General features: G+C 71.6%; 19 protein-coding genes. 7 read left to right on the plus strand and 12 right to left on the minus strand.

Features of this window, described 5'->3' with window-relative positions; translation table 11 throughout:
- Positions 1-9: 9 nt before the first annotated feature.
- Together smc and QWI33_RS08940 are read right to left on the minus strand one after the other, a co-directional pair.
- Complete coding sequence (smc, locus tag QWI33_RS08935; RefSeq protein WP_289956914.1) at positions 10-3,555, minus strand: chromosome segregation protein SMC; 3,546 nt, start codon at positions 3,553-3,555, stop codon at positions 10-12.
- Between the two features lie 216 nt (positions 3,556-3,771).
- Positions 3,772-3,960 (minus strand): hypothetical protein, encoded by a 189-nt coding sequence (locus tag QWI33_RS08940; protein WP_270115615.1) that lies wholly within the window; start codon positions 3,958-3,960, stop codon positions 3,772-3,774.
- A gap of 348 nt (positions 3,961-4,308) precedes the next feature.
- Here QWI33_RS08940 and QWI33_RS08945 point away from each other — a divergent pair, with 348 nt between their 5' ends.
- The 3 genes from QWI33_RS08945 (at position 4,309) to mutM (ending at position 6,742) form a co-directional block, all read left to right on the plus strand.
- Positions 4,309-5,049 (plus strand): CAP domain-containing protein, encoded by a 741-nt coding sequence (locus QWI33_RS08945; RefSeq protein WP_289956915.1) that lies wholly within the window; start codon positions 4,309-4,311, stop codon positions 5,047-5,049.
- Between the two features lie 197 nt (positions 5,050-5,246).
- Positions 5,247-5,870: a helix-turn-helix transcriptional regulator gene (locus QWI33_RS08950; RefSeq protein WP_289957205.1), complete on the plus strand. Its 624-nt coding sequence runs from the start codon at positions 5,247-5,249 to the stop codon at positions 5,868-5,870.
- Positions 5,871-5,911: 41 nt separating this feature from the next.
- Positions 5,912-6,742, plus strand: coding sequence for a bifunctional DNA-formamidopyrimidine glycosylase/DNA-(apurinic or apyrimidinic site) lyase (gene mutM / locus QWI33_RS08955; RefSeq protein ID WP_289956916.1), 831 nt, complete (start codon positions 5,912-5,914; stop codon positions 6,740-6,742).
- A gap of 53 nt (positions 6,743-6,795) precedes the next feature.
- On the opposite strand, the gene rnc is transcribed toward mutM, so the two are convergent.
- From rnc to QWI33_RS09000, 9 genes are all read right to left on the minus strand, one after another.
- Positions 6,796-7,512, minus strand: coding sequence for a ribonuclease III (gene rnc, locus QWI33_RS08960; protein ID WP_353895410.1), 717 nt, complete (start codon positions 7,510-7,512; stop codon positions 6,796-6,798).
- 12 nt (positions 7,513-7,524) lie between these two features.
- Positions 7,525-7,698: a 50S ribosomal protein L32 gene (rpmF, locus tag QWI33_RS08965; RefSeq protein WP_289956918.1), complete on the minus strand. Its 174-nt coding sequence runs from the start codon at positions 7,696-7,698 to the stop codon at positions 7,525-7,527.
- 33 nt (positions 7,699-7,731) lie between these two features.
- On the minus strand, positions 7,732-8,301 hold the full coding sequence (locus QWI33_RS08970; protein WP_289956919.1) for a YceD family protein: 570 nt from the start codon (positions 8,299-8,301) through the stop codon (positions 7,732-7,734).
- Between the two features lie 222 nt (positions 8,302-8,523).
- Complete coding sequence (locus QWI33_RS08975; RefSeq protein ID WP_344471293.1) at positions 8,524-9,036, minus strand: hypothetical protein; 513 nt, start codon at positions 9,034-9,036, stop codon at positions 8,524-8,526.
- A 63-nt stretch (positions 9,037-9,099) separates the two neighbouring features.
- Positions 9,100-9,591 carry a pantetheine-phosphate adenylyltransferase gene (gene coaD / locus QWI33_RS08980; RefSeq protein WP_270115622.1) on the minus strand — a complete coding sequence of 164 codons (492 nt, stop codon included), beginning with the start codon at positions 9,589-9,591 and terminating at the stop codon, positions 9,100-9,102.
- Positions 9,588-10,145, minus strand: a complete 558-nt coding sequence (gene rsmD / locus QWI33_RS08985; protein ID WP_289956920.1) for a 16S rRNA (guanine(966)-N(2))-methyltransferase RsmD — start codon at positions 10,143-10,145, stop codon at positions 9,588-9,590. Before rsmD ends, coaD begins: the two co-directional genes overlap by 4 nt.
- Positions 10,146-10,359: 214 nt before the next feature.
- The gene (recG, locus tag QWI33_RS08990) at positions 10,360-12,549 is read right to left on the minus strand and encodes an ATP-dependent DNA helicase RecG (RefSeq protein ID WP_289956921.1); all 2,190 of its coding nucleotides are present in this window, start codon (positions 12,547-12,549) and stop codon (positions 10,360-10,362) included.
- Complete coding sequence (locus tag QWI33_RS08995) at positions 12,546-14,171, minus strand: DAK2 domain-containing protein (protein ID WP_289956922.1); 1,626 nt, start codon at positions 14,169-14,171, stop codon at positions 12,546-12,548. Before QWI33_RS08995 ends, recG begins: the two co-directional genes overlap by 4 nt.
- Positions 14,172-14,277: 106 nt before the next feature.
- The gene (locus tag QWI33_RS09000) at positions 14,278-15,486 is read right to left on the minus strand and encodes a hypothetical protein (RefSeq protein WP_289956923.1); all 1,209 of its coding nucleotides are present in this window, start codon (positions 15,484-15,486) and stop codon (positions 14,278-14,280) included.
- Between the two features lie 399 nt (positions 15,487-15,885).
- On the opposite strand from QWI33_RS09000, the gene rpmB reads away from it, so the two are divergent.
- Entirely contained in the window at positions 15,886-16,077 is a 192-nt protein-coding gene (gene rpmB, locus QWI33_RS09005) for a 50S ribosomal protein L28 (protein ID WP_030157716.1), read from the plus strand.
- A gap of 369 nt (positions 16,078-16,446) precedes the next feature.
- Here the strand turns inward: rpmB and QWI33_RS09010 are convergent, their stop codons facing one another.
- Positions 16,447-17,397: a thiamine-phosphate kinase gene (locus QWI33_RS09010; RefSeq protein ID WP_289956924.1), complete on the minus strand. Its 951-nt coding sequence runs from the start codon at positions 17,395-17,397 to the stop codon at positions 16,447-16,449.
- Between the two features lie 145 nt (positions 17,398-17,542).
- Here QWI33_RS09010 and QWI33_RS09015 point away from each other — a divergent pair, with 145 nt between their 5' ends.
- From QWI33_RS09015 to QWI33_RS09025, 3 genes are read left to right on the plus strand one after another with little or no spacing between them, the layout of a single operon-like run.
- A complete protein-coding gene (locus QWI33_RS09015; protein WP_289956925.1) occupies positions 17,543-17,776 on the plus strand; it encodes an Lrp/AsnC ligand binding domain-containing protein in 234 nt (77 codons plus the stop codon).
- Positions 17,777-17,790: 14 nt separating this feature from the next.
- Positions 17,791-18,330, plus strand: a complete 540-nt coding sequence (locus QWI33_RS09020) for a DUF3515 family protein (RefSeq protein WP_289956926.1) — start codon at positions 17,791-17,793, stop codon at positions 18,328-18,330.
- The gene (locus tag QWI33_RS09025) at positions 18,321-18,920 is read left to right on the plus strand and encodes a DNA-3-methyladenine glycosylase (RefSeq protein WP_353895411.1); all 600 of its coding nucleotides are present in this window, start codon (positions 18,321-18,323) and stop codon (positions 18,918-18,920) included. The genes QWI33_RS09020 and QWI33_RS09025 overlap by 10 nt, the downstream gene beginning before the upstream one ends.
- Positions 18,921-18,995: the final 75 nt, after the last annotated feature.

Here is an 18,995-nt window from a genome sequence, read left to right on the forward strand (position 1 = left end):
GGGGGGCGGTCAGTCCTCTTCGCGGGAGAACTTCTGGCTGATGACCTGCGTGACACCCGCGCGCATCGTCACGCCGTACAGCGCGTCGCCGATCTCCATCGTGCGCTTCTGGTGCGTGATGATGAGCAGCTGCGAGTTCTCCTGCAACCGCCGCAGCAGGTCCAGCAGGCGGCCGAGGTTCACGTCGTCGAGCGCCGCCTCCACCTCGTCCATCAGGTAGAACGGGCTGGGGCGGGCGCGGAAGATCGCGACCAGGAGCGCCAGCGCGGTCAGGGACCGCTCGCCGCCGGAGAGCAGCGAGAGCCGCTTGACCTTCTTGCCGGGCGGGCGCGCCTCGACCTCGACGCCGGTGTGCAGCATGTCCTCGGGGTCGGTGAGCAGGATGCGGCCCTCACCGCCGGGGAAGACCGTCTGGAAGACGTTCTCGAACTCGCGGGCGGTGTCCGCGAAGGCCTCGGCGAAGACCTGCTGGATGCGGTCGTCCACCTCCTTCACCACGGTGGTGAGGTCGGCGCGGGTCTTCTTGACGTCCTCGAGCTGCTCGTTGAGGAACTTGTAGCGCTCCTCGAGCGCCGCGAACTCCTCGAGCGCGAGCGGGTTGACCTTGCCGAGGAGCTTGAGCTCCCGCTCCCCGCGCGCGGCGCGCTTCTCCATGGTGGGGCGGTCGAACTCGTAGGGCTCGGGTTCGGGCCCGCCTTTCTCGAGCGCCGCGGCGACCTCTTCGGCACTGGGCGGCACGAGCTGATCGGGGCCGTACTCGGCCAAAAGCGTCTCGATGTCGACGCCGAACTCCGCCCCGGCCTTCTCCTCGAGCTGCTCGATGCGCAGCCGCTGCTCGGCGCGGGCGACCTCGTCGCGGTGCGCGGCGGAGGTGATGCGCTCGAGTTCGGCCGCAGTGGCACCGGCGCGGTTGCGGAGATCGGCCAGGGCGGCTTCGCGGCGGGTCTGCTCGGCGCCGACGCGGTCGCGTTCGATCGCCGCGGCCTCAAGGGAGTCGGTGATCGCGACGCCGGCGTTCTCGGCGGCCTCGGCCACGAGCGCGGCGACCTTCGCGCCGCGGGCGCGGGCCGCGCGGCGGGCTTCGGCCCGGGCGCGCGCGGCGCGCTCGGACTGGGCCTGGCGGGCGAGGGCGTCGGCGCGTCCGGCGAGCGCGGACGCGCGCTCCTCGGCGGTGCGGACGGAGAGCCGGGTCTCCATCTCGTTCTGGCGGGCGGCGTCGAGCGCGCGGGAGAGGACGTCGCGCTCGTCGGTGGAGGGCTCCTCGATCGCCGGCAGCGACTCCAGCTCCTCAAGGCGCGCTTCGAGGTCGGTGAGCCCGGCGGTGTCGGTCTCACGGGCGGCCTGGGCGCGGTCCTTCGTCTGCTGGAGGCGGGCGACCTCGGCCTCGGCGCTGCGGGCGGCCGCGCCGAGTTCGGCGAGGCGGCGGGCGACGACGCTGTGCGCGGCCTCGGCCTGGCGCTGGGCGGTGCGCACCGCCTCGGCGGCCGCCTCGGCCTCGGCGTGGGCCTCGCGGGCGGCCTCGAACTGCTCGCGCAGCTGGGCGGCGAGGGACTCCGAGGCGAGCTTGCGGTCGCGGGCCTCGTCGACGGCGGCCTGGATCTCGATATAGGACTGGGCCTTCGCGGAGCCGCCGAACGCGGTCGCCGCACCGAGCACATCGCCCGCACGGGTGACGGCGGTGAGCTGCGGGTGGGCGTCCACGATGGCGCGGGCGGCGTCGAGGTCGTCGGCGACGCACATCCCGGCGAGCACGGCGCGGACCGTGGAGGCGAGTTCGGCCGGGGCCTTGACGGTGTCGGCGACGGCCTTGAGGCCTTCGGGAACGGCCACATGCGACTGCGCACCGGCCACCAGGAAACCTGCCTGCCCGCCGTCCTCGTCGCGGAGGAACTTGAGCGCTTCGGCGGCGCTGGCGGGGTCGGCCACGGCGATGGCGTCGGCGAGGCGGCCGAGGGCGGCGGCGAGCACGGGCTCGTAGCCGGGTTCGACGGTGAGGAGTGCGGCGACGGACCCGAGGACGCCCGGAACGGCGTCGGCGCGGGCGAGGAGCGCGGCGGCGCCGTCCTTGCGGCGCAGGCCCACGGCGAGGGCTTCCTCGCGGGCGGCCCACTGGGAGGCTTCGCGGTCGGCTTCGCGCTCGGCGGCCTGGAGGCGGTCGGCTTCGGCCTTGGCGGCGGCCACGCGGGCCTTCGCTTCGGCGACGGCCTCGTCGAACTCGGTGTTCGACTCGACCGCTTCGTTCTCGGCCTCGGCTTCGGCGTGCGCCTCAGCGGCGGCTTCGGCGCGTTCGCGGGCTTCGGCGAGCGCGATGTTCGCCCGTTCGAGTTCTTCGGCCGCGGCGGCGGTGCGGGTCTGGAGGGAGTCGACGCGGCCCCGGAGGGTGGCGAGGGCTTCGCGGCGCTCGGCGGCGGCCTTCACGGCGGTGACGATGCGCTGCTCGGCCTCCGAGAGCGCGGCCTCGGTCTCCTCGCGGGCCTCCACTGCGGAGGAGAGCCGCTCGGAGTCCTCCGCGATGGACTCGCGCAGCTCGATCTCCTGCTCGCGGATGCGCTCGGCCTCGGTCTCGAGGACCTCGGGGTCGCGTCCGGCGCGGTCGTCGCCGGCGTCCTCGGAGAGGTAGCGGCGGCGCTCGGCGGCGAGCTGGGCGGTCGAGCGCAGGCGCTCGGCGACGGCCTGGAGGCGGTACCAGGTCTCCTGGAGGCGGGCCAGGCGCGGCTTGTCGGCGGCGTGCGCGGCCTCGACCTCGCCCACCTGGGCGTTGAGGCGCTCGTGCTCCTCGGCGAGGACGTCCTTGCGCTCCTTGAGGGCCTCTTCGTCGGCGAGGTCTTTGGCGATGTTGCCGCGCAGCGACGTGAGGTCGTCGGCGAGGAGGCGCAGGCGGGCCTCGCGCAGGTCCATCTGGATGGTCTGGGCGCGGCGGGCGAGTTCGGCCTGGCGCCCGAGCGGCTTGAGCTGGCGGCGCAGCTCCCCGGTGAGGTCGGCGAGGCGGTCGAGGTTGCCCTGCATGCCCTCGAGCTTGCGGAGCGCCTTCTCCTTGCGCTTGCGGTGCTTGAGGACGCCGGCGGCCTCCTCGATGAAGGCGCGGCGGTCCTCGGGGCGGGCGTGCAGATAGGAGTCGAGCTTGCCCTGGCCGACGAGGACGTGCATCTCGCGGCCGATGCCGGCGTCGGAGAGGAGGTCCTGCACGTCGAGGAGGCGGCAGCGGTCGCCGTTGATCTCGTACTCGCCTTCGCCGGAGCGGTACATGCGGCGGGTGATCGAGACTTCGGAGTAGTCGATGGGGATGGCGCCGTCGGAGTTGTCGATGGTGAGCGTGACCTCGGCGCGGCCGAGGGCGGGGCGGCCGGTGGTGCCCGCGAAGATGACGTCCTCCATCTTGCCGCCGCGCAGGGACTTCGCGCCCTGCTCGCCGAGGACCCAGGCGATGGCGTCGACGACATTGGACTTCCCGGAGCCGTTCGGGCCCACGACGCAGGTGATCCCCGGTTCGAAACGCAGGGTCGTGGCCGAGGCGAAGGACTTGAAGCCCTTCAGCGTGAGGCTCTTCAGGTACAACGGTCGCTCCGGGCTGGTGTGCGTCGCTTCGGGTGCGGGACCGTCCCAGCCTACAAGGCCGCCATCGAGGAGAGGGGTATATCAAAGGCCCCAAAGGGGACGAACTGGGGGGAGGTGGCGGGGCTTTCCAGGGCGGCCGGGCCCGCAGGGGCGGACATAGCAATGCGCGCCGGCTGTATCAGCAGGCGCGCCGGTGTTTCGTTGTCGCGAGACGACTTAAGTCAACGCGGGCTCGTGCAGCCGCATCAACTCCTCGACATGATCGTGCTCGATCTCGTCCTCCCGGGCCCGGAGCTCGGCGAGCTCGGACTCGAGGTTGCGTACTCGCGCGCGTAGCTGGACCACTTCTTCGAGCAGGCGCTTGTTGGGAGCCTGGCCGATGTGGCCGTAGAGGGCTTTCGCCATGGTTTCTCCTTGCGATCACGTCGACTGGTGGCGTTGGCGTACGCACCATGAAAACGTCGCATTTGCTGAGTGAATTTTTTTAGCCGCTGGGGCCGATTGCCCCTAGCCGGACCAGTGGAGCACGGCTCGTGAACACTGGCCGTCTCCTGACATCATCCGCCTGATCGACGGTTCTCGTCAAGCTTTGCACATGCTTTGCCCACTGGATTCGACGGGGGTCACACTCGAGGGGGTGGCTCACGTCTGGAACGGGGCGATCTGCTTAGTGCATGGGGCGCGGAAACCTGGTAGGGTCCCGGAAAATCCGAACGATTCACACGTAACCCCACGTGACGAGGCCCTACCCCCATGCGAAGACTCCAGGGCGGACGCCACCGCGACCGCGCCGAGCACCGCCGCCGGATGCTCCTGCTGATTCCGGCGCTCTTCGGGCTCACGGCCGCCGCGACCTCACTGTGGGCGCTCGGATCGCCACTCGACGGCCTCGCCGCCTCCGGCGACGCCCCCACCACCGCCCAGGTCGAGACCACCCTCCCGGAGGAATCCCCCTCCCCCGAGGCCGAGGTGCTCGACGCCCCCGGCGAAGCGGGCATGCGCACGCAGGAGGCCGAGGAAGTCCCCACGACCGAGACGCCCGAGGAGACCACCGAGGCGCCGACCCAGGCGGACGACGAGGACGCCGGCGGCGACGAGGACCAGGGCGGATCCGGCGAGTACGCCGACACCGAAGCTGCCGTGGCCGACCTCGTCGACGCCGAGCGCGCCGAAGCCGGCTGCGGCGCCCTCGAACGCGACACCCGCCTCGACGCCGCCGCGCGCCTCCACGCCGAGGACATGGCCGTCAACGACTACTTCGACCACACCTCGCAGGACGGCCGCGGCCCCACTGAACGCGCCGCCGAGCAGGGCTACGAAGGCGGCGTCGGCGAGAACATCGCCGCGGGCTACCCCGACGCCGCGGCCGTCATGGAGGGGTGGATGAACTCCGAAGGGCACCGCGCCAACATCCTCAACTGCGGCTACAGCGTGATCGGCATCGGCATCGCCGACCGCGACGGCACCCTCTACTGGGTCCAGAACTTCGGCTGACAGGACCCCGTTCGGAGCACCGATCAGGCCCAGCATTATCGCAGGTGAACCACGCTGGAACCTCTTACTGTCGTCCATCCGACTCAAGCCTGGACTGAATGATTACCAACAGTCATGCTGGGATGGCCGCCCGCTGAGGCGCGCATCTGGGGAGGCGACCAAAAAACCTGAAGGACGAGGTGCCAACCGTGCGTGTCATGCTGTACGACCCGAATCAGGTCTTCTCCGCCAGCATTCGACCCCTGCTCCACCGACGCGGTGACATCCCAGTCGAAGCCAGGACCGCGAAAGCGCTCGTGGCGGCGGATGCGCAGATCGACTGCTGCCTTGTCGCACTCGAAGCGGTCTCCCGCAACCGGGTGCTGACCGACTGCAAGCGACCGCTGTTCCTCATCACCGACCGCGACGACGGCTCGGTGCTCCGCAAAGCCGTCTCGGTCTCGGCCGCCGGCATAGCCAATACGCACATCTTGCCCGGTGATCTGCTCCAAGCCATCGACCGCGGACTCCTCAGCCCGCCCTACTACGATCCGCAGCTGCTGCGCGCGGCCCTCCAGCCGGCCCCGCTCCTCGGCGAGCACGACGCACTCGAACTCGCACACCACCTGACCCCGAGAGAGGACGACGTGCTGCGCCGCATCGTGCGCGGCGAACCGACCGCCCAGATGGCCACCCAGATGGGCGTCTCCGTCTCCACCGTCCGCTCCCACGTCCAGAACGTCCTCGGCAAGCTCGGCGTGAACTCGCGCCTCGCGGCCATCGCCTTCGCCATCAACTACGGCCTGGACACCGTCAGGGAGCAGCATCCGCAGCTCAGCTGAGCCGCGGCGGCGATGCCCGGCGCAGGGCTCATACTTGAGGGGTGCCAGAGCTTCCCGAAGTAGAGACCGTCCGCCGCGGGGTCGACGAGGCCTTCCGCGGCGGACACATCCGCGCCGTCGAGGTGTACAACCCCCGGACCGTGCGCCGCCACGCCACCGGCATCGCCGACTTCCAGCTGAGCCTCACGGGCCTCCAGGTCACCGGCAGCGGGCGGCGCGGCAAGTTCATGTGGCTGACCCTCGACGACGGCCGGGCGCTCGTGTGCCACCTGGGCATGAGCGGCCAGCTGCACGTCGTCACCGACGGACGCGCGGCGCACAAGCACCTGCGCGGCCGGATCGGGTTCGCCGACCGGCGCGAGCTGTGGTTCATCGACCAGCGCACCTTCGGGTACTGGGACCTCGCGGAACTCGACGGCGCGGTGCCGAAGACCATGGCGCACATCGCCCCGGACGTGTTCGAGGCCGAGTTCGACGCCGGCGCGGCCGCGGAGCGGCTGCTGCGGCGCCGCATCGAAGTGAAGAAGGCCCTGCTCGACCAGACCTGGATCAGCGGGGTCGGGAACATCTACGCCGACGAGGCGCTGTGGCGCGCGCGGCTGCGCGGCCGGCGCAGCGGCGACTCGCTCTCCAAGCGCAAGGCCGTCGAGCTGCTCGGGCATGTGAAGGACGTGCTCACCGAGTCGCTCGCGGTCGGCGGCACCTCGTTCGACGAGCTGTACGTGGACGCCCGCGGCGAGGCCGGGTACTTCGCCCGCGAACTCGCGGTCTACGGCCGCGCGGGCCAGCCGTGCAAGCGCTGCGGCACCCCGATCGAACGCGAGGTCATCGGCGACAGGTCCGCCCACTACTGCCCGAAGTGCCAGCGCTGAAGACGCGAAGGGCGGCACCGGAGCAATCCGGTGCCGCCCTCGCAAGCGTCTGCTTACCGCTGCTTCACGCCGAGGCGTTCGGACAGCATCTGCCAAGCGAGCTTGGCGGCGATCTGCTCGGCGTCCTTCTTGGAACCGCCGGAGCCCTCGCCGAACTCCTCGCCGGCCACGACCGCCCACGCCGTGAACTGCTTCGCGTGGTCGGGACCGGACTCCGTGATCCGGTACTCGGGCACACCGAGCCCCGAATCGGCCGTCAGCTCCTGCAGGCTCGTCTTCCAGTCCAGGGCGGCGCCCTGGCCGGCAGCGGCCTCCATGAGCGGGTCGAAGAACCGGTGCACCACGACCTTGGCGGTCTCCACCCCGTACTGCAGGTAGACGGCGCCCAGCAGCGCCTCCACCGCATCGGCGAGGATCGAGTTCTTGCCGCGTCCGCCCGAGCTCTCCTCGCCCTTGCCGAGCAGGAGGTGCGGGCCGATGCCGCCCGCGCCCATGCGGCGCGCCACCCCGGCCAGCGCCTTCATGTTCACCACCGACGCGCGCAGGCGCGCGAGCTGCCCTTCGGGCAGGTCGGGGTGCTCCTGGTAGAGCGCGGTGGTGACCACCAGGCTGAGCACGGAGTCCCCGAGGAACTCCAGGCGCTCATTGGTGGGCAGTCCGCCGTGCTCGTAGGCGTATGACCGGTGCGTCAGGGCGAGACGCAGCAGTTCGGGGTCGATCGCTCGAACCCCGAACACCGCTTCGAAATGTTGTACTGCCTTGTCGCCCATGCGTGGGAGGACTTAGGCCTCGAGGACCTGACGGCCCCTGTACGTGCCGCAGACCTCACAGACCTGGTGGCCGCGCTTCTTGGCGTGGCACTGCTGGCACTCGATCAACTGGATCGGGGCAGCTTTCCACTGCGACCGACGGTGTCGGGTGTTGCTGCGCGACATACGACGCTTCGGAACAGCCACTTCAGAACTCCATACCTATACGCTTACGCTGTGCTATTTCGATTCGCCGTCATTGTCGGCGAGTCGAAGCTTCTCCAAGCCCGCCCAACGGGGGTCCACGGTCTCGTGAACGTGGTCGTCGGGCAGTTCATCCCAGGGAACGCCGCACTCGGCGCACATTCCCGGGCAGTCAGGTCGGCACAGCGGGGTGACTGGCATCGCCAGCACCAGCGCGTCCCGGACCGCGGGCTCCAGATCGAGCAGGTCCCCCTCGAGCCGCATGATCTCATCGGCTTCGGTGGTCGCTTCGGTGACGGAGCCCTGATAAGCGTACAGCTCCTGCACCTGGACGCTGAGAGCGTCCTGCACCGGTGCGAGGCACCTCGCACACTCGCCTTCCGCGACCGCCTCGACCCGGCCGGTGGCGAGCACGCCTTCGCTGACGCCGGTGAGGTGGATGTCGAGGTCGAGGACCGCGCCCTTGGGGACCGCGTACACCGTTTCGAGGCCGTAGGCCTCGGGTGCGGGGATCTCGCGCGCGACGTGCATCGTCGTGCCCGCGCCGCGCAGTTCCGCGGTGTCGAACACCAGCGGCGCGGCGGGATCCAGAGCGGTCTTCGTCATGGGTGTACTGCGGTCCTTCGATAGGGAGGTGCGCCTCGATCGAGGCCGACCGGTAATGCTACATCAACGGCGGAACCGGCCCCAACCCAGGTAGCGGGCACGATGCGGCGCGCTGAGAGGGTGTGAGCGAGCCGACACGGCGGGGCCCGCCCGGTGCCGCCGGGCGGGGGCCCGAAGGGGTGGTTCGCGAAGTCCGGCGGCCGGCGGGCTGCGCGAACGCCCCTAGAGCTGCGGCAGCGGTTTCTCTTCTTCGACCGGTTCCTGCTGCGAGGGCGCGAAGCTGCCGATCTCCCGGAGGGTGTGCATCTTGTCGCGGCCGCGCTCCACGCCCGAGAGGGCGCGGTGCAGGAACTGCTCGAAGTTGGCGAGCGTCGTGTCGACGTACTCGTCGACCTCGTCGCGCAGGCGCTGCGCCTCGCCGCGGGCCTCCGCGATGATGCGGTTGCCCTCGTGCTCGGCGGAGACGGTGATCTCGTGGCGGGAGACGAGCCTCGCGTGCTCGGTCTCGCCCTCGGTGATGATCCGCTCGGCCTCGCGCTCGCCGGCGTCGATGATCTTGTCGCGCTCCTGGAGCATGGCCTCGGCGCGCCGCAGGTCGCCGGGGAGTTCGTTCTGGAGCTCTTCGAGCATGGCGATCATCTCGGCCCGGTCAACTTTGCAGGCCCTTGACATGGGCACGGCCTTGGCCTGCTCCACGTAGGCGATGATCTCTTCGATCCGGTCGAGCGCACCCACCGATTTGCTCCCGTCGATGTCAGTCATGGGGACATTGTCCCGGATGAGGGTGGAATAAGGAGGCTATTCCTGGCGCAAACGCTCGATCAGTCGCGATTGGACGAATTCCGGCACATAGGGCGAGATGTCGCCGCCCCATTTCACCACGTCCTTGACCATCGAGGAGGACAGGAAGGAGTACAGGGGGTTGGTCGGAATGAACACCGTCTCGATCCCCCTCAATCCGTAGTTCATCTGAGCCATCTGTAGTTCGTAGTCGAAGTCGGAGGCCGCGCGGACGCCTCTCACGAGCACTCCGGCGCCGTGCTCCTTGCAGAAGTCGACGACCAGGCCCTGGAAGGACGCGATGCGCACATTGGGGATGTCCGCGGTGGTCTCGCGGAGGAGTTCCACTCGTTCCTCGACGCTGAACAGCGCGTTCTTGGAAGCGTTGTGGAAGACCGCGACCCACACTTCATCGTACAGCTGGGCGGCGCGTCCGAAGATGTCGAGATGACCGTAGGTCACCGGATCGAATGAACCGGAGCAGGCGGCGATTCGGGCTTCAGGCTTCACAGGGCGTGACCGTAGCAAAGGGCCGTGCTGCCGTAGCGCCGGACGCGGTCTTCTGCGATCTTCTCCGGCCACGGGACGGAGGCCTCCTTGCCGCCGCGTTCGACCACCACGTCGGCGTCGTCCGCGAGCCAGCCGTTCGCGACCAGCGCCTCGAGCACTTCGGCGATGGCGGCGTCCGTGAGGGCGTAGGGCGGGTCGGCGAAGACGATGTCGAACGGCTCGGCGGGGCCGTTCTGGAGGGCCTTCTCGACAGGGGCGCAGATCACGTCCGCGCCGGTGACGCCGAGGTCGGCGATGTTGCGGCGCAGGAGTTTCGCGGTGAGCGCGTGCGACTCGACGAAGAGCGCCGAGTCGGCGCCGCGCGAGAGCGCTTCGAGGCCGACGGCGCCGGACCCGGCGTAGAGGTCGGCGAAGCGCAGTCCGTCGAGGTCGCCGCCGGGGGCGAGCGAGTTGAACAGCGCTTCGCGGACGCGGTCGGAGGTGGGCCGGGTGCGGTCCCCCGGAGGCGTGGCGAGGCGGCGCCCTTTGAGGCTGCCGGCGATGATCCTAGTCATTTGCCACAACAATAATCCGGCGCGGCGCGAGCCGCAGCCTGCCGGTGGGCGGCCAGGAACGAAGACTTCTCACGCCTGGGGAAATGCCGGACCCGTGCGGGACGGTCATCGCATTGCCTCGGTTGGTCGGAGGCGGATGCGGGTGGGAAGGGGCATGCCCTACGCCACGAGCGCAGCGAGGTCAGCCGGCCCGCCCCGGCTTCCCGCTCCCCCGTCAGCCCTTCTCCAGGAACTCGCCGCGGTCGGAAGCGAGGTCGTCCACGAGGTGGGCCAGGCCGGGCTCGCCCTTGAGCTCCGGGTCGGCGCCGATGAGCGCGGTCGCCTCGGCGCGGGCCGCCTCGATGATGTCCGCGTCCTTCAAGAGGGACAGGAGCTTCACATGCGATTTCACGCCCGACTGGGCCGCGCCGAGCACGTCGCCTTCGCGGCGCTGCTCCAGGTCGAGCTCGGCCAGCGCGAACCCGTCGGTGGTGGAGGCGACGGCGTCGAGGCGTTCGCGCGACGAGGAGCCCTCGGGGGCTTCGCTCACGAGCAGGCACAGGCCGGGGTGGGCGCCGCGGCCGACGCGGCCGCGCAGCTGGTGGAGCTGGGAGATGCCGAAGCGCTCGGCGTCGAGGACGACCATGGCGGTGGCGTTGGGGACGTTGACGCCCACTTCGATGACGGTGGTCGCGACGAGCACGTCGAGGTCGCCGGCGGCGTAGGCGCGCATGACGCGGTCCTTCTCGTCGGTGTCGAGGCGGCCGTGGAGGAGGCCGAGGCGCAGGCCGCTGAGGGGCCCGCCGCGCAGCTGCTCGATGACGTCCACCACGGCGAGCGGCGGGCGCTTGTCGCCGGCCCCGTTGTCTTCGGCGTCTTCGCCTCCGACGCGCGGGCAGACGACGTAGGCCTGGCGTCCGGCGGCGACCTCTTCGCGGACGCGGTTCCAGGTGCGGGTCATCCAGCGCTGGTCGGTGTAGGGCACCACATGGGTGGCGATGGGGGTGCGGCCGGCCGGGAGCTCGGTGAGGCGGCTGGTCTCGAGGTCGCCGTAGACGGTCATGGCGACGGTGCGCGGGATCGGGGTGGCGGTCATGACGAGCGTGTGCGGGGGCCGGTCGGCCTTGGCGCGCAGGGCGTCGCGCTGCTCGACGCCGAAGCGGTGCTGCTCGTCGACGACGACGAAGCCGAGGTCGGCGAAGTCGACGCCGTCGTAGAGGAGCGCGTGGGTGCCGATGACGATCCCGGCGGTGTTGGTCTTGACCTCGTCGAGCACGGTGCGGCGCTGCGCGGCGGTGGCGGAGCCGGTGAGGAGCGCGACGCGGGTGGCTTCGGGCGGGGCGCCGAGTTCGCCGCCTCGGGCGAGGTCGCCGAGCATCTCGACGATGGACCGGTGGTGCTGGGCCGCAAGGACTTCGGTGGGGGCGAGGAGCGCGGCCTGGCCGCCGTGGGCGACGACCTGGAGCATGGCGCGGAGTGCGACGAGGGTCTTGCCGGAGCCGACGTCGCCTTGGAGGAGCCGGTGCATGGGGTGGTCTCCGGCGAGTTCGGCGGCGATCTCCTCGCCGACCTGCCGCTGGCCTTCGGTGAGGGTGAACGGGAGTCGGGCGTCGAAGGCCTCGGGGAGCGCGCCGCCGCGGGCGTACGCGGTGGCGGTCTCGCCTGCGGCCGCGGCCTTGCGGCGCACGAGCACGGCCTGCATGACCAGGGCCTCTTGCCATTTGAGGCGCTTCTTGGCCGCGCCGAGGGCCTCATGGGAGTCGGGGCGGTGGATCTGGCGCAGGGCGGTGCCGTAGCCGAGGAGGCTCAGGCGTTCGCGCAATGAGCGCGGGAGCGGGTCCGGCGGCGCCGGGACCATGTCGAGGACCGTGTGGATGGCCTTGGCGATGTTCCAGGTCGGGATCTCGGCGGTGGCCGGGTAGACGGGGATGAGGGTCCCGGCGAACTCCTCGATCGCGCTCGAGGGGTCGGCGGCGTCTTCGGCGAGGAGCTGGTACTGCGGGGAGTTCAGCTGGAGGCGCCCGCGGAACTGGGCGACCTTGCCGGCGAACAGGCCCCAGCGCCCGGCGACGAGCTCCTTCGCGCGCCAGGCCTGGTTGAAGAACGTGAGGGTGAGCGAGCGGCCGGCCTCGTCGGCGACGATCACTTCGAGGAGGTCGCGGGGCTTGCCGCCCGGGCGCGAGCCGCGGCCGCGTCCTTTGGGGACGAAGGACTTCTGCACGGCGGCGCGCACCTGCGCGGTGACCGTGACGTCCTCGCCGATCTGGAGCGCGCCGAGGTCGGTGCGCTCGCCCCGCTGGGCGTAGCGGAACGGGTAGTGCCCGAGGAGGTCCCCCACGGTGTCGAGGCCCAGCCCTTCGCTGAGGGCCTCCACGGTCTTCTTGCCCAGGACCTCGCGCAGCCGGGTGTCCAGCCCAATGGTCATTCGGCTCCTAGCAGCAGCAGCGGTGCATCGTCTCCGGCGGGCAGCTGCTGGATCTCCACCAGCGGCCACGCCTCACGGACATGATCGCTCAAGGCTGTGACAATCCCGGCGTTCGAACCGGCGCCGGGCAGGACGGTGAGGAGTTCGGCGCCGTCGGCGCAGAGGCGGTCGGCGAGGTCGCGGGCGGCTTCGTCCGCGGTGTCGAAGACGCCGGTGTCCGCTTCGCCGATGACGACGGCGACGCCTTCGGCCTCGGAGCGGAGCTCGCCGGTGCGGCAGGCCCGGATGGCCTCGGCCATGGCGGTGACGTCCTCGTCGAACTCCCGCTCGGGGTCGTGGACGGCGACGGCGGCGACGGCCTGCACGACGGTGATCGTGCGCAGGACGGTGGCCCGGCGGCCGGCGCTGCGGGCGGCTTCGACGGCCTGGTGGGCGGCGCGCGCGGTCTCGGGGCTGTCGGCGAGCACGACGACGCTCGCGGCGCCGTCGGCGAGCGCTGCGGCGAGTTCGGTGCCGACCGTGGCGCTGGTCGCCGTGCGGCAGCCTTCGGCCGCGAGGAACTCGCGCATGCGCGCGGCGGCGGTGACCACCACGAGGGATCGCGCGGGCGCCTCGGACGCCGGGGCCGGGCGGCGTGCGGGCGCGGCGTGCATGCGGGCGCTCGCGTGGGCGCCGAGCGTGTCGTCGAATCGGGTCACCGAGATGCGGTGCACGCGGCCGCGCTCGATCCCGGCCTCGATGGCCGCACCGATGTCGTTGACGTGCACGTGGACGTTGAACGTGGTGACGTCCTTGGCGGCGCGCGAGCCGATGATGACCACCGAGTCGCCGAGGGCCGTGAGGCGGTGGCGCAGGTCGGCGGCGGCCGCGGCGTTCGCTTCGAGGAGGTACTGGACCTCGTAGCCGTAGACCTCCGAGCCGGTCTCGCGCGGGACCTCCTCGACCTCGGAGACGGCGCGCACGCGGTGGCGTTCGAGGAGGTCGAGCGCGCCGGTCGAGACCGAGCCGGTGAGCGTCTCCACGAGCGCCTCGAGGATCACGGTGAGGGCCAGGCCCCCGGCGTCCACGACACCGGCGCGGGCGAGCGCGGGCAGCTGCCCGGGGGTGGCGGCGACGGCTTCGGCGGCGGCCTCGGCTGCGGCGCGGGCGGCCGAGACGAGCCCGAACGGGGCGGCCTTCCCGGCGGCCGACGCCGCGGCCTCGGCGACGGTGAGGATGGTGCCGGCGGTCGGGACGGCGACGGCCGCGGTGGCGGCGTCGGTCGCCGAGCGCAGTCCGGTGGCGAAGCCCTTCGCGTCGATCTCGTCGCTGTTCCAGACGTCCGCGAGCCCGCGGAGCATCTGCGCGAGGATCACGCCGGAGTTGCCGCGGGCCGAGAGCAGCGCGCGCCCGGCGGCCTCGTCGAGGAGCGGTTCGAGCCGGAGCCCGGGCGTGCCGCCCTGGAAGGCGGCCTGGAGGGTCGCGACCATGTTCGTCGCGGTGTCGGAGTCGGCGACGGGGAACACGTTGAGTTCGTCGACGCCGCGCCGGTGGCGGGTCAACGTGTCGATGCCGCGCGCGGCCCACTCGCGCATGATGTCGGCGTCGAGGACCTGGCGTCCGGTTTCAGGGATTTCCACCACGGGCTCAGAGGATACGCCCTCACAGCGGCCGGGAGGGGGTTCGGACCATGGAAAAAGAACCGGCCCGCGCGCTTTCGCGTGCGGGCCGGTCGATGCCTTGCGTGGCCTACGAGCCGAAGCTGAGGCTGCCTCGGGCCGCCTCCAGGGCTTCGACCTGGTCGGCGGTGGCCGACCCGACGAATCCCGCGTAGCCGTCGGCGTTCTCGATGACCGCGGTCATGACGGTCATGTCGCCGACGGTGAAGGTGCTGAAGTAGGCCGAACGGGCGTCGACCCGGAACTGCGTGGCCTGCGCGCCTTCGGCGGTGCCGCCGGCCCAGGTCGCCGCCAGGTTCTGCAGGTTGGTGCTGAGGTCGGCGATCGCGATGTCCGGGCCGGCGCCGATCGCGGCCGGGTCGAGCGCGCCGAAGAACACCGTGGGGCCGGAGCCGCCCAGGACGAGGCCGGTGGGGGTGGTGAACCCGCCGGGCGGGTTCGCCGCCTCGGTGGAGCCCTCTGCGGCGAGGATGCTCAGGCCGGAGGCCTCGTCGGCGACCACGGTCGCGGCGGGCGCCTCAGGCTCGGCGCTCGCCGTGGTCTCGATGGTGCCGGTGTCGTCGCCCTTGTCCTCGAGCGGGTTGAAGAGGATGAAGCCGCCGGCGCCGAGGGCCAGCGCGATCACGACGATCACGACGACGATGAGCCACATCGGGCCCTTGCCGCCCTTCTTCTTGCGCTGGATGGTGTCAGGGGCGCCCCACGGCTGGGCGCCGCCGCCGGAGACCGGCACGAGCTGGCCGCCCTGCGGGCCGAACTGGCCGCCGCCGAACGGCGGCTGGCCGCCGGTGCCCATCGGGGCCGAGACGGGCATGCCGGAGACCGGCATCCCCGAAGCGGGGATCGAGGAGACGGGGGGCATGCCGGAGACCGGCATGCCCGAGACGGGCATGCCGCCGGACGGGCCGAACGGGTCCGAGACGCCGGGGGGCGGCGGGGACGCCTGGAACTGCTGGTGCGGCGACATGTAGGCCTGCGGGGGCTGTTGCTGCTGCTGGGGGGGCATGCCCTGGAAGGCCTGCTGCTGCGGCGCGTCGAACGGGGAGACCGGGACGCCTGGAGGCGGCCCGAACTGCTGCGGCGCGGGCTGGCCGGGGCCGCCGACGTACTTGACGGTCCCGTCCTCTTCGACCGGGCCCTGCCGGCCCGACTGCGCCAGGCGCTGACTCTCCGGCGACCACGGCTCCTCCTGGGGAGGCTGCTCGTTCGGGCGGTACACCGGGGGTTGCTGCTGCGGCGGCTGCCAGCCGTCGGCAGGCTGCTGCGGGGTGTGGCTCATGTTCGACTCACCAAAGAAGATATGGGCATCGGCACATCATGTGTATGCGGCCAGCCTACGGGATCTGAACCCATCCTAGAGTCACCAACGGTAGCCGACCGCGGCAGCCGCCACAGCGCAGCGCCGCCGCGGAACGTCCTGGGAGGACCGACGAATCTGCGCGATCCGGACCGATGTCTGCTTGCGGCACATCGGGTCTTTCGATTGCGGCGCAGGTGTTCCACCCGGGAGGGACCGGACCCGTCCCCGGGTCAGCCCGGCTTCCGGGGGCCCGCCTCCGGCGGCTGTGGCGCAGGTCCCGCCACCTGGATGGTCGGCGGTCCGCCGGGTCCGTTAGAATTACCGGGTTGCCCGCCGTCGGGGTGGGCCGAATGAACGTCAATGCAGGAGTTTTGGATTATGTCGAGCGTGTGTGAAGTCTGCGCGAAGCGCCCCGGCTTCGGCAACAACGTCCCGTGGTCCCACAAGAAGACCCGTCGTCGTTGGAACCCGAACCTGCAGACCATCCGCATCGCGACTGGCTCCGGCGACAACAAGCGCCGCGCCAAGGTCTGCACTTCGTGCATCAAGGCCGGCAAGGTCACCCGCTAGGGGCTGACGCCGCGAAAGACTTACGCCGTCGGGGCTCTGCCCCGGCGGCGCTTTGTCGTACCCGGAGCAGGTTCGCAAGGTGATCCCGCCGACGAACGGCGCGAAACCGGCAGGTTCTTGCCGTACCCGGAGTGGAGGGTCGACGCACTTGCCCACCCCGGGTGGGCAAGCAGGCATAGGCACGCGCGCTCAGGCCGGCTGGCCAGGCGAACGTTCCCGAACCGGCCCCGCCCGGCTGCGCCACCACGGCCTCCCCGCATACGGCCGCAGATCATCTCCGCGCCATGGAACGCAGCTGCTCAAGTCGGCCGCGCCGTCCCCGGCGCGGCCGCTCGAACCGATGCCCGAGCGGCCTGCTCCCCCGTTGCTCTATTCCTTGGTGAAGTGGTCCCAGCCGGTCGGGCCGGTCCAGCGGTGGCCGTCGACCGTGACTCCGGCGCCTTCGGCGACCGCGCCGATGCGGCGCCAGCCTTCGGGGAGGAGCACGTCGGGCGGGAAGACCGCCGCCAGCGCGTGGTCCTCGCCGCCGGTGAGGAGCCAGCCGCGGGCGTCGGCGCCCAGGGCTTCGGCGGCGTTGCGCATTGGTTCGGGCACAGGCAGGGCCTCGGTGTCGACGTCGATGGCGACGCCTGAGTCGTCGGCGATGTGCCCGACGTCGGCGAGGAGGCCGTCCGAGACGTCGATCATGGCGCGCACGCCCATGAGGGCGGCGTCACGTCCGGCCGCGTACGGCGGCTGCGGCCTGCGGTAGGCGCCCACGAGCGCTCCCGGGGAGCGGAAGCCGCGCGAGAGCACGTTGAGCCCGCCGGCGGCCCAGCCGATCCGTCCCGCCAGTGCGAGCACGTCGCCCGGCCTGGCGCCGCCGCGCGTGACCGGTTCGCGGCCTTCGAGGTCGCCGAGGGCGGTCACGGTGACGGTGAGGAGCTCGCCGCGGGTGGTGTCGCCGCCGACGACGGCCGCGCCGACGGCGGCGGCTTCCGCCGCGAGGCCGGAGGCGAGGCCTTCGAGCCATTCGGCGGGCAGGTCCTGCGGGGCGGCGACGGCGACGAGGAGCGCGGTGGGGCGGGCGCCCATGGCGGCGATGTCGGCGAGGTTGGCGGCGGCGGCCTTGTGGCCGACGTCGGCGGCGGAGCACCAGTCGCGGCGGAAGTGGTTGCCTTCGACGAGCATGTCGGTGCAGGCGACCACGCGCCCGTCGGGGGCGGTGACGACCGCGGCGTCGTCGCCGGGGCCGAGCACGACGGCGGGGGTGGTGGCGAAATGGCGGGTGAAGCGCTCGATGAGTCGGAACTCGCCGACCTCGGCGACGGTCTCGCTCACGTGAGGATCATTTCTCGGGCGTTTGTTGGTCGGTGCAGCACTGGGTAATCTTCGCTCAAAGGCGATCGCGAAGCGGTCAGGCCCACCCGTGTCGGGTTCGGCCCCACGATCCCTTTCTGCCCGTCTCCCTGAGGAGGCCTGTCGCATGGTGCAGGCGTACATCTTGGTCCAGACCGAGGTCGGCATGGCCGACCGGGTGTCCGCGGACGTGTCGGCGATCGAGGGCGTGGTCCGGGTGGACATCGTCACCGGCCCGTACGACGTGGTGGCGCTCACCGAGGCCGCCTCCGCGGACCATCTGCGGACGCTGGTGGTGAGTAGAGTCCAGCGGGTGGCGGGCATTACCCGCACATTGACCTGTTCGATTCTCACTGCCTGAGGAGCGGGGTCCTGGTGGGTTCCGAGAAGAAGTCGCGACTTCCGGCGATCGTGGCGACCGCTGTCGCGGTGCCGGTCGCGGTGGTCGCGGGCGTGCTGGTGTTCAACGCGATCGCGCCGAAGGCCGAGCCGGTGCACGAGGACCTCTCGCCGGTGTCGGTCGAGGTCCCCGCATTGAGCGAGGACGACGCCGTGGTGTGCCTGGCGCTCACGGCGACCGCGCCGGAGTCGGCGGGCGGCCTGCAGGCGCGCCCGGTCGAGGGCGGTGCGGGCGCGGCGGAGTCGGTCATGGCGTACGGCGATCCGGCGGTGGTGGCGACCTGCGGGGTCGAACCGGTCGCGGTGGAGGACACGGCGCTGGTCTACAAGCTCAACGGGGTCTGCTGGTACTCGGACGAGGCGGGCCTGGAGTGGACGTCGCTCGACCGGCAGGTGCCGGTGGGCGTGAGCGTCCCGGAGACGCACGAGCAGCCGGTCGACGTGCTCAACGACCTGTCGACCGTGATCGCGGAGAAGGTCCCGGCGGCCGCCGAGGCGCCGACAGGATGCGCGTGAGCGCTGCGCTCGAGCGCTCGTTCTTCGAGCGTGATTCAGTGCGGGTGGCCCCGGATCTCCTGGGCTGCACGGTGACCGCGAACGGCGTCACGGTCCGGCTGACGGAGGTCGAGGCGTACCGCGAGGACGATCCGGCCTCGCATTCCTTTCGCGGGCAGACGAAGCGGACCGCCGTGATGTTCGGCCCGCCCGGGTTCCTGTACGTCTACTTCACCTATGGCATGCACTACTGCGCGAACCTGGTGTGCGGTCCCGACGGTTCGGGGGCCGCGGTGCTGCTGCGCGCCGGCGAGGTCGTGGCCGGGCTCGACGCGGCGCGCGAGCGGCGCGGCGCGAAGGTGCCGGACCGGGACCTCGCGCGCGGCCCGGCGCGGCTGGCGCAGGCGCTGGGCTGGGACCGCGAGGACGACGGCCGCGACATGGTCGGCGCGGTGCGCCGAGGCGGCGGCGCGGCGGCGGTGGCCGCCGGGCCGCGGACCGGCATCACGAAGGCGGCCGACACCGACTGGCGGTTCTGGATTCCCGGCGACCGGTTCGTGTCCCCGTACAAGCGCCACCCGAAGGCCCCGCCGGCGCCGGTCGCCGACTGAGTCCAGGGCGGCACCGCTGCCTGTGCGGAGCGCGTCTGCGCCTGCGCACCTGCCTACCCGCCCAGGGTGGGCAGA

Source organism: Glycomyces tritici (assembly GCF_030403505.1).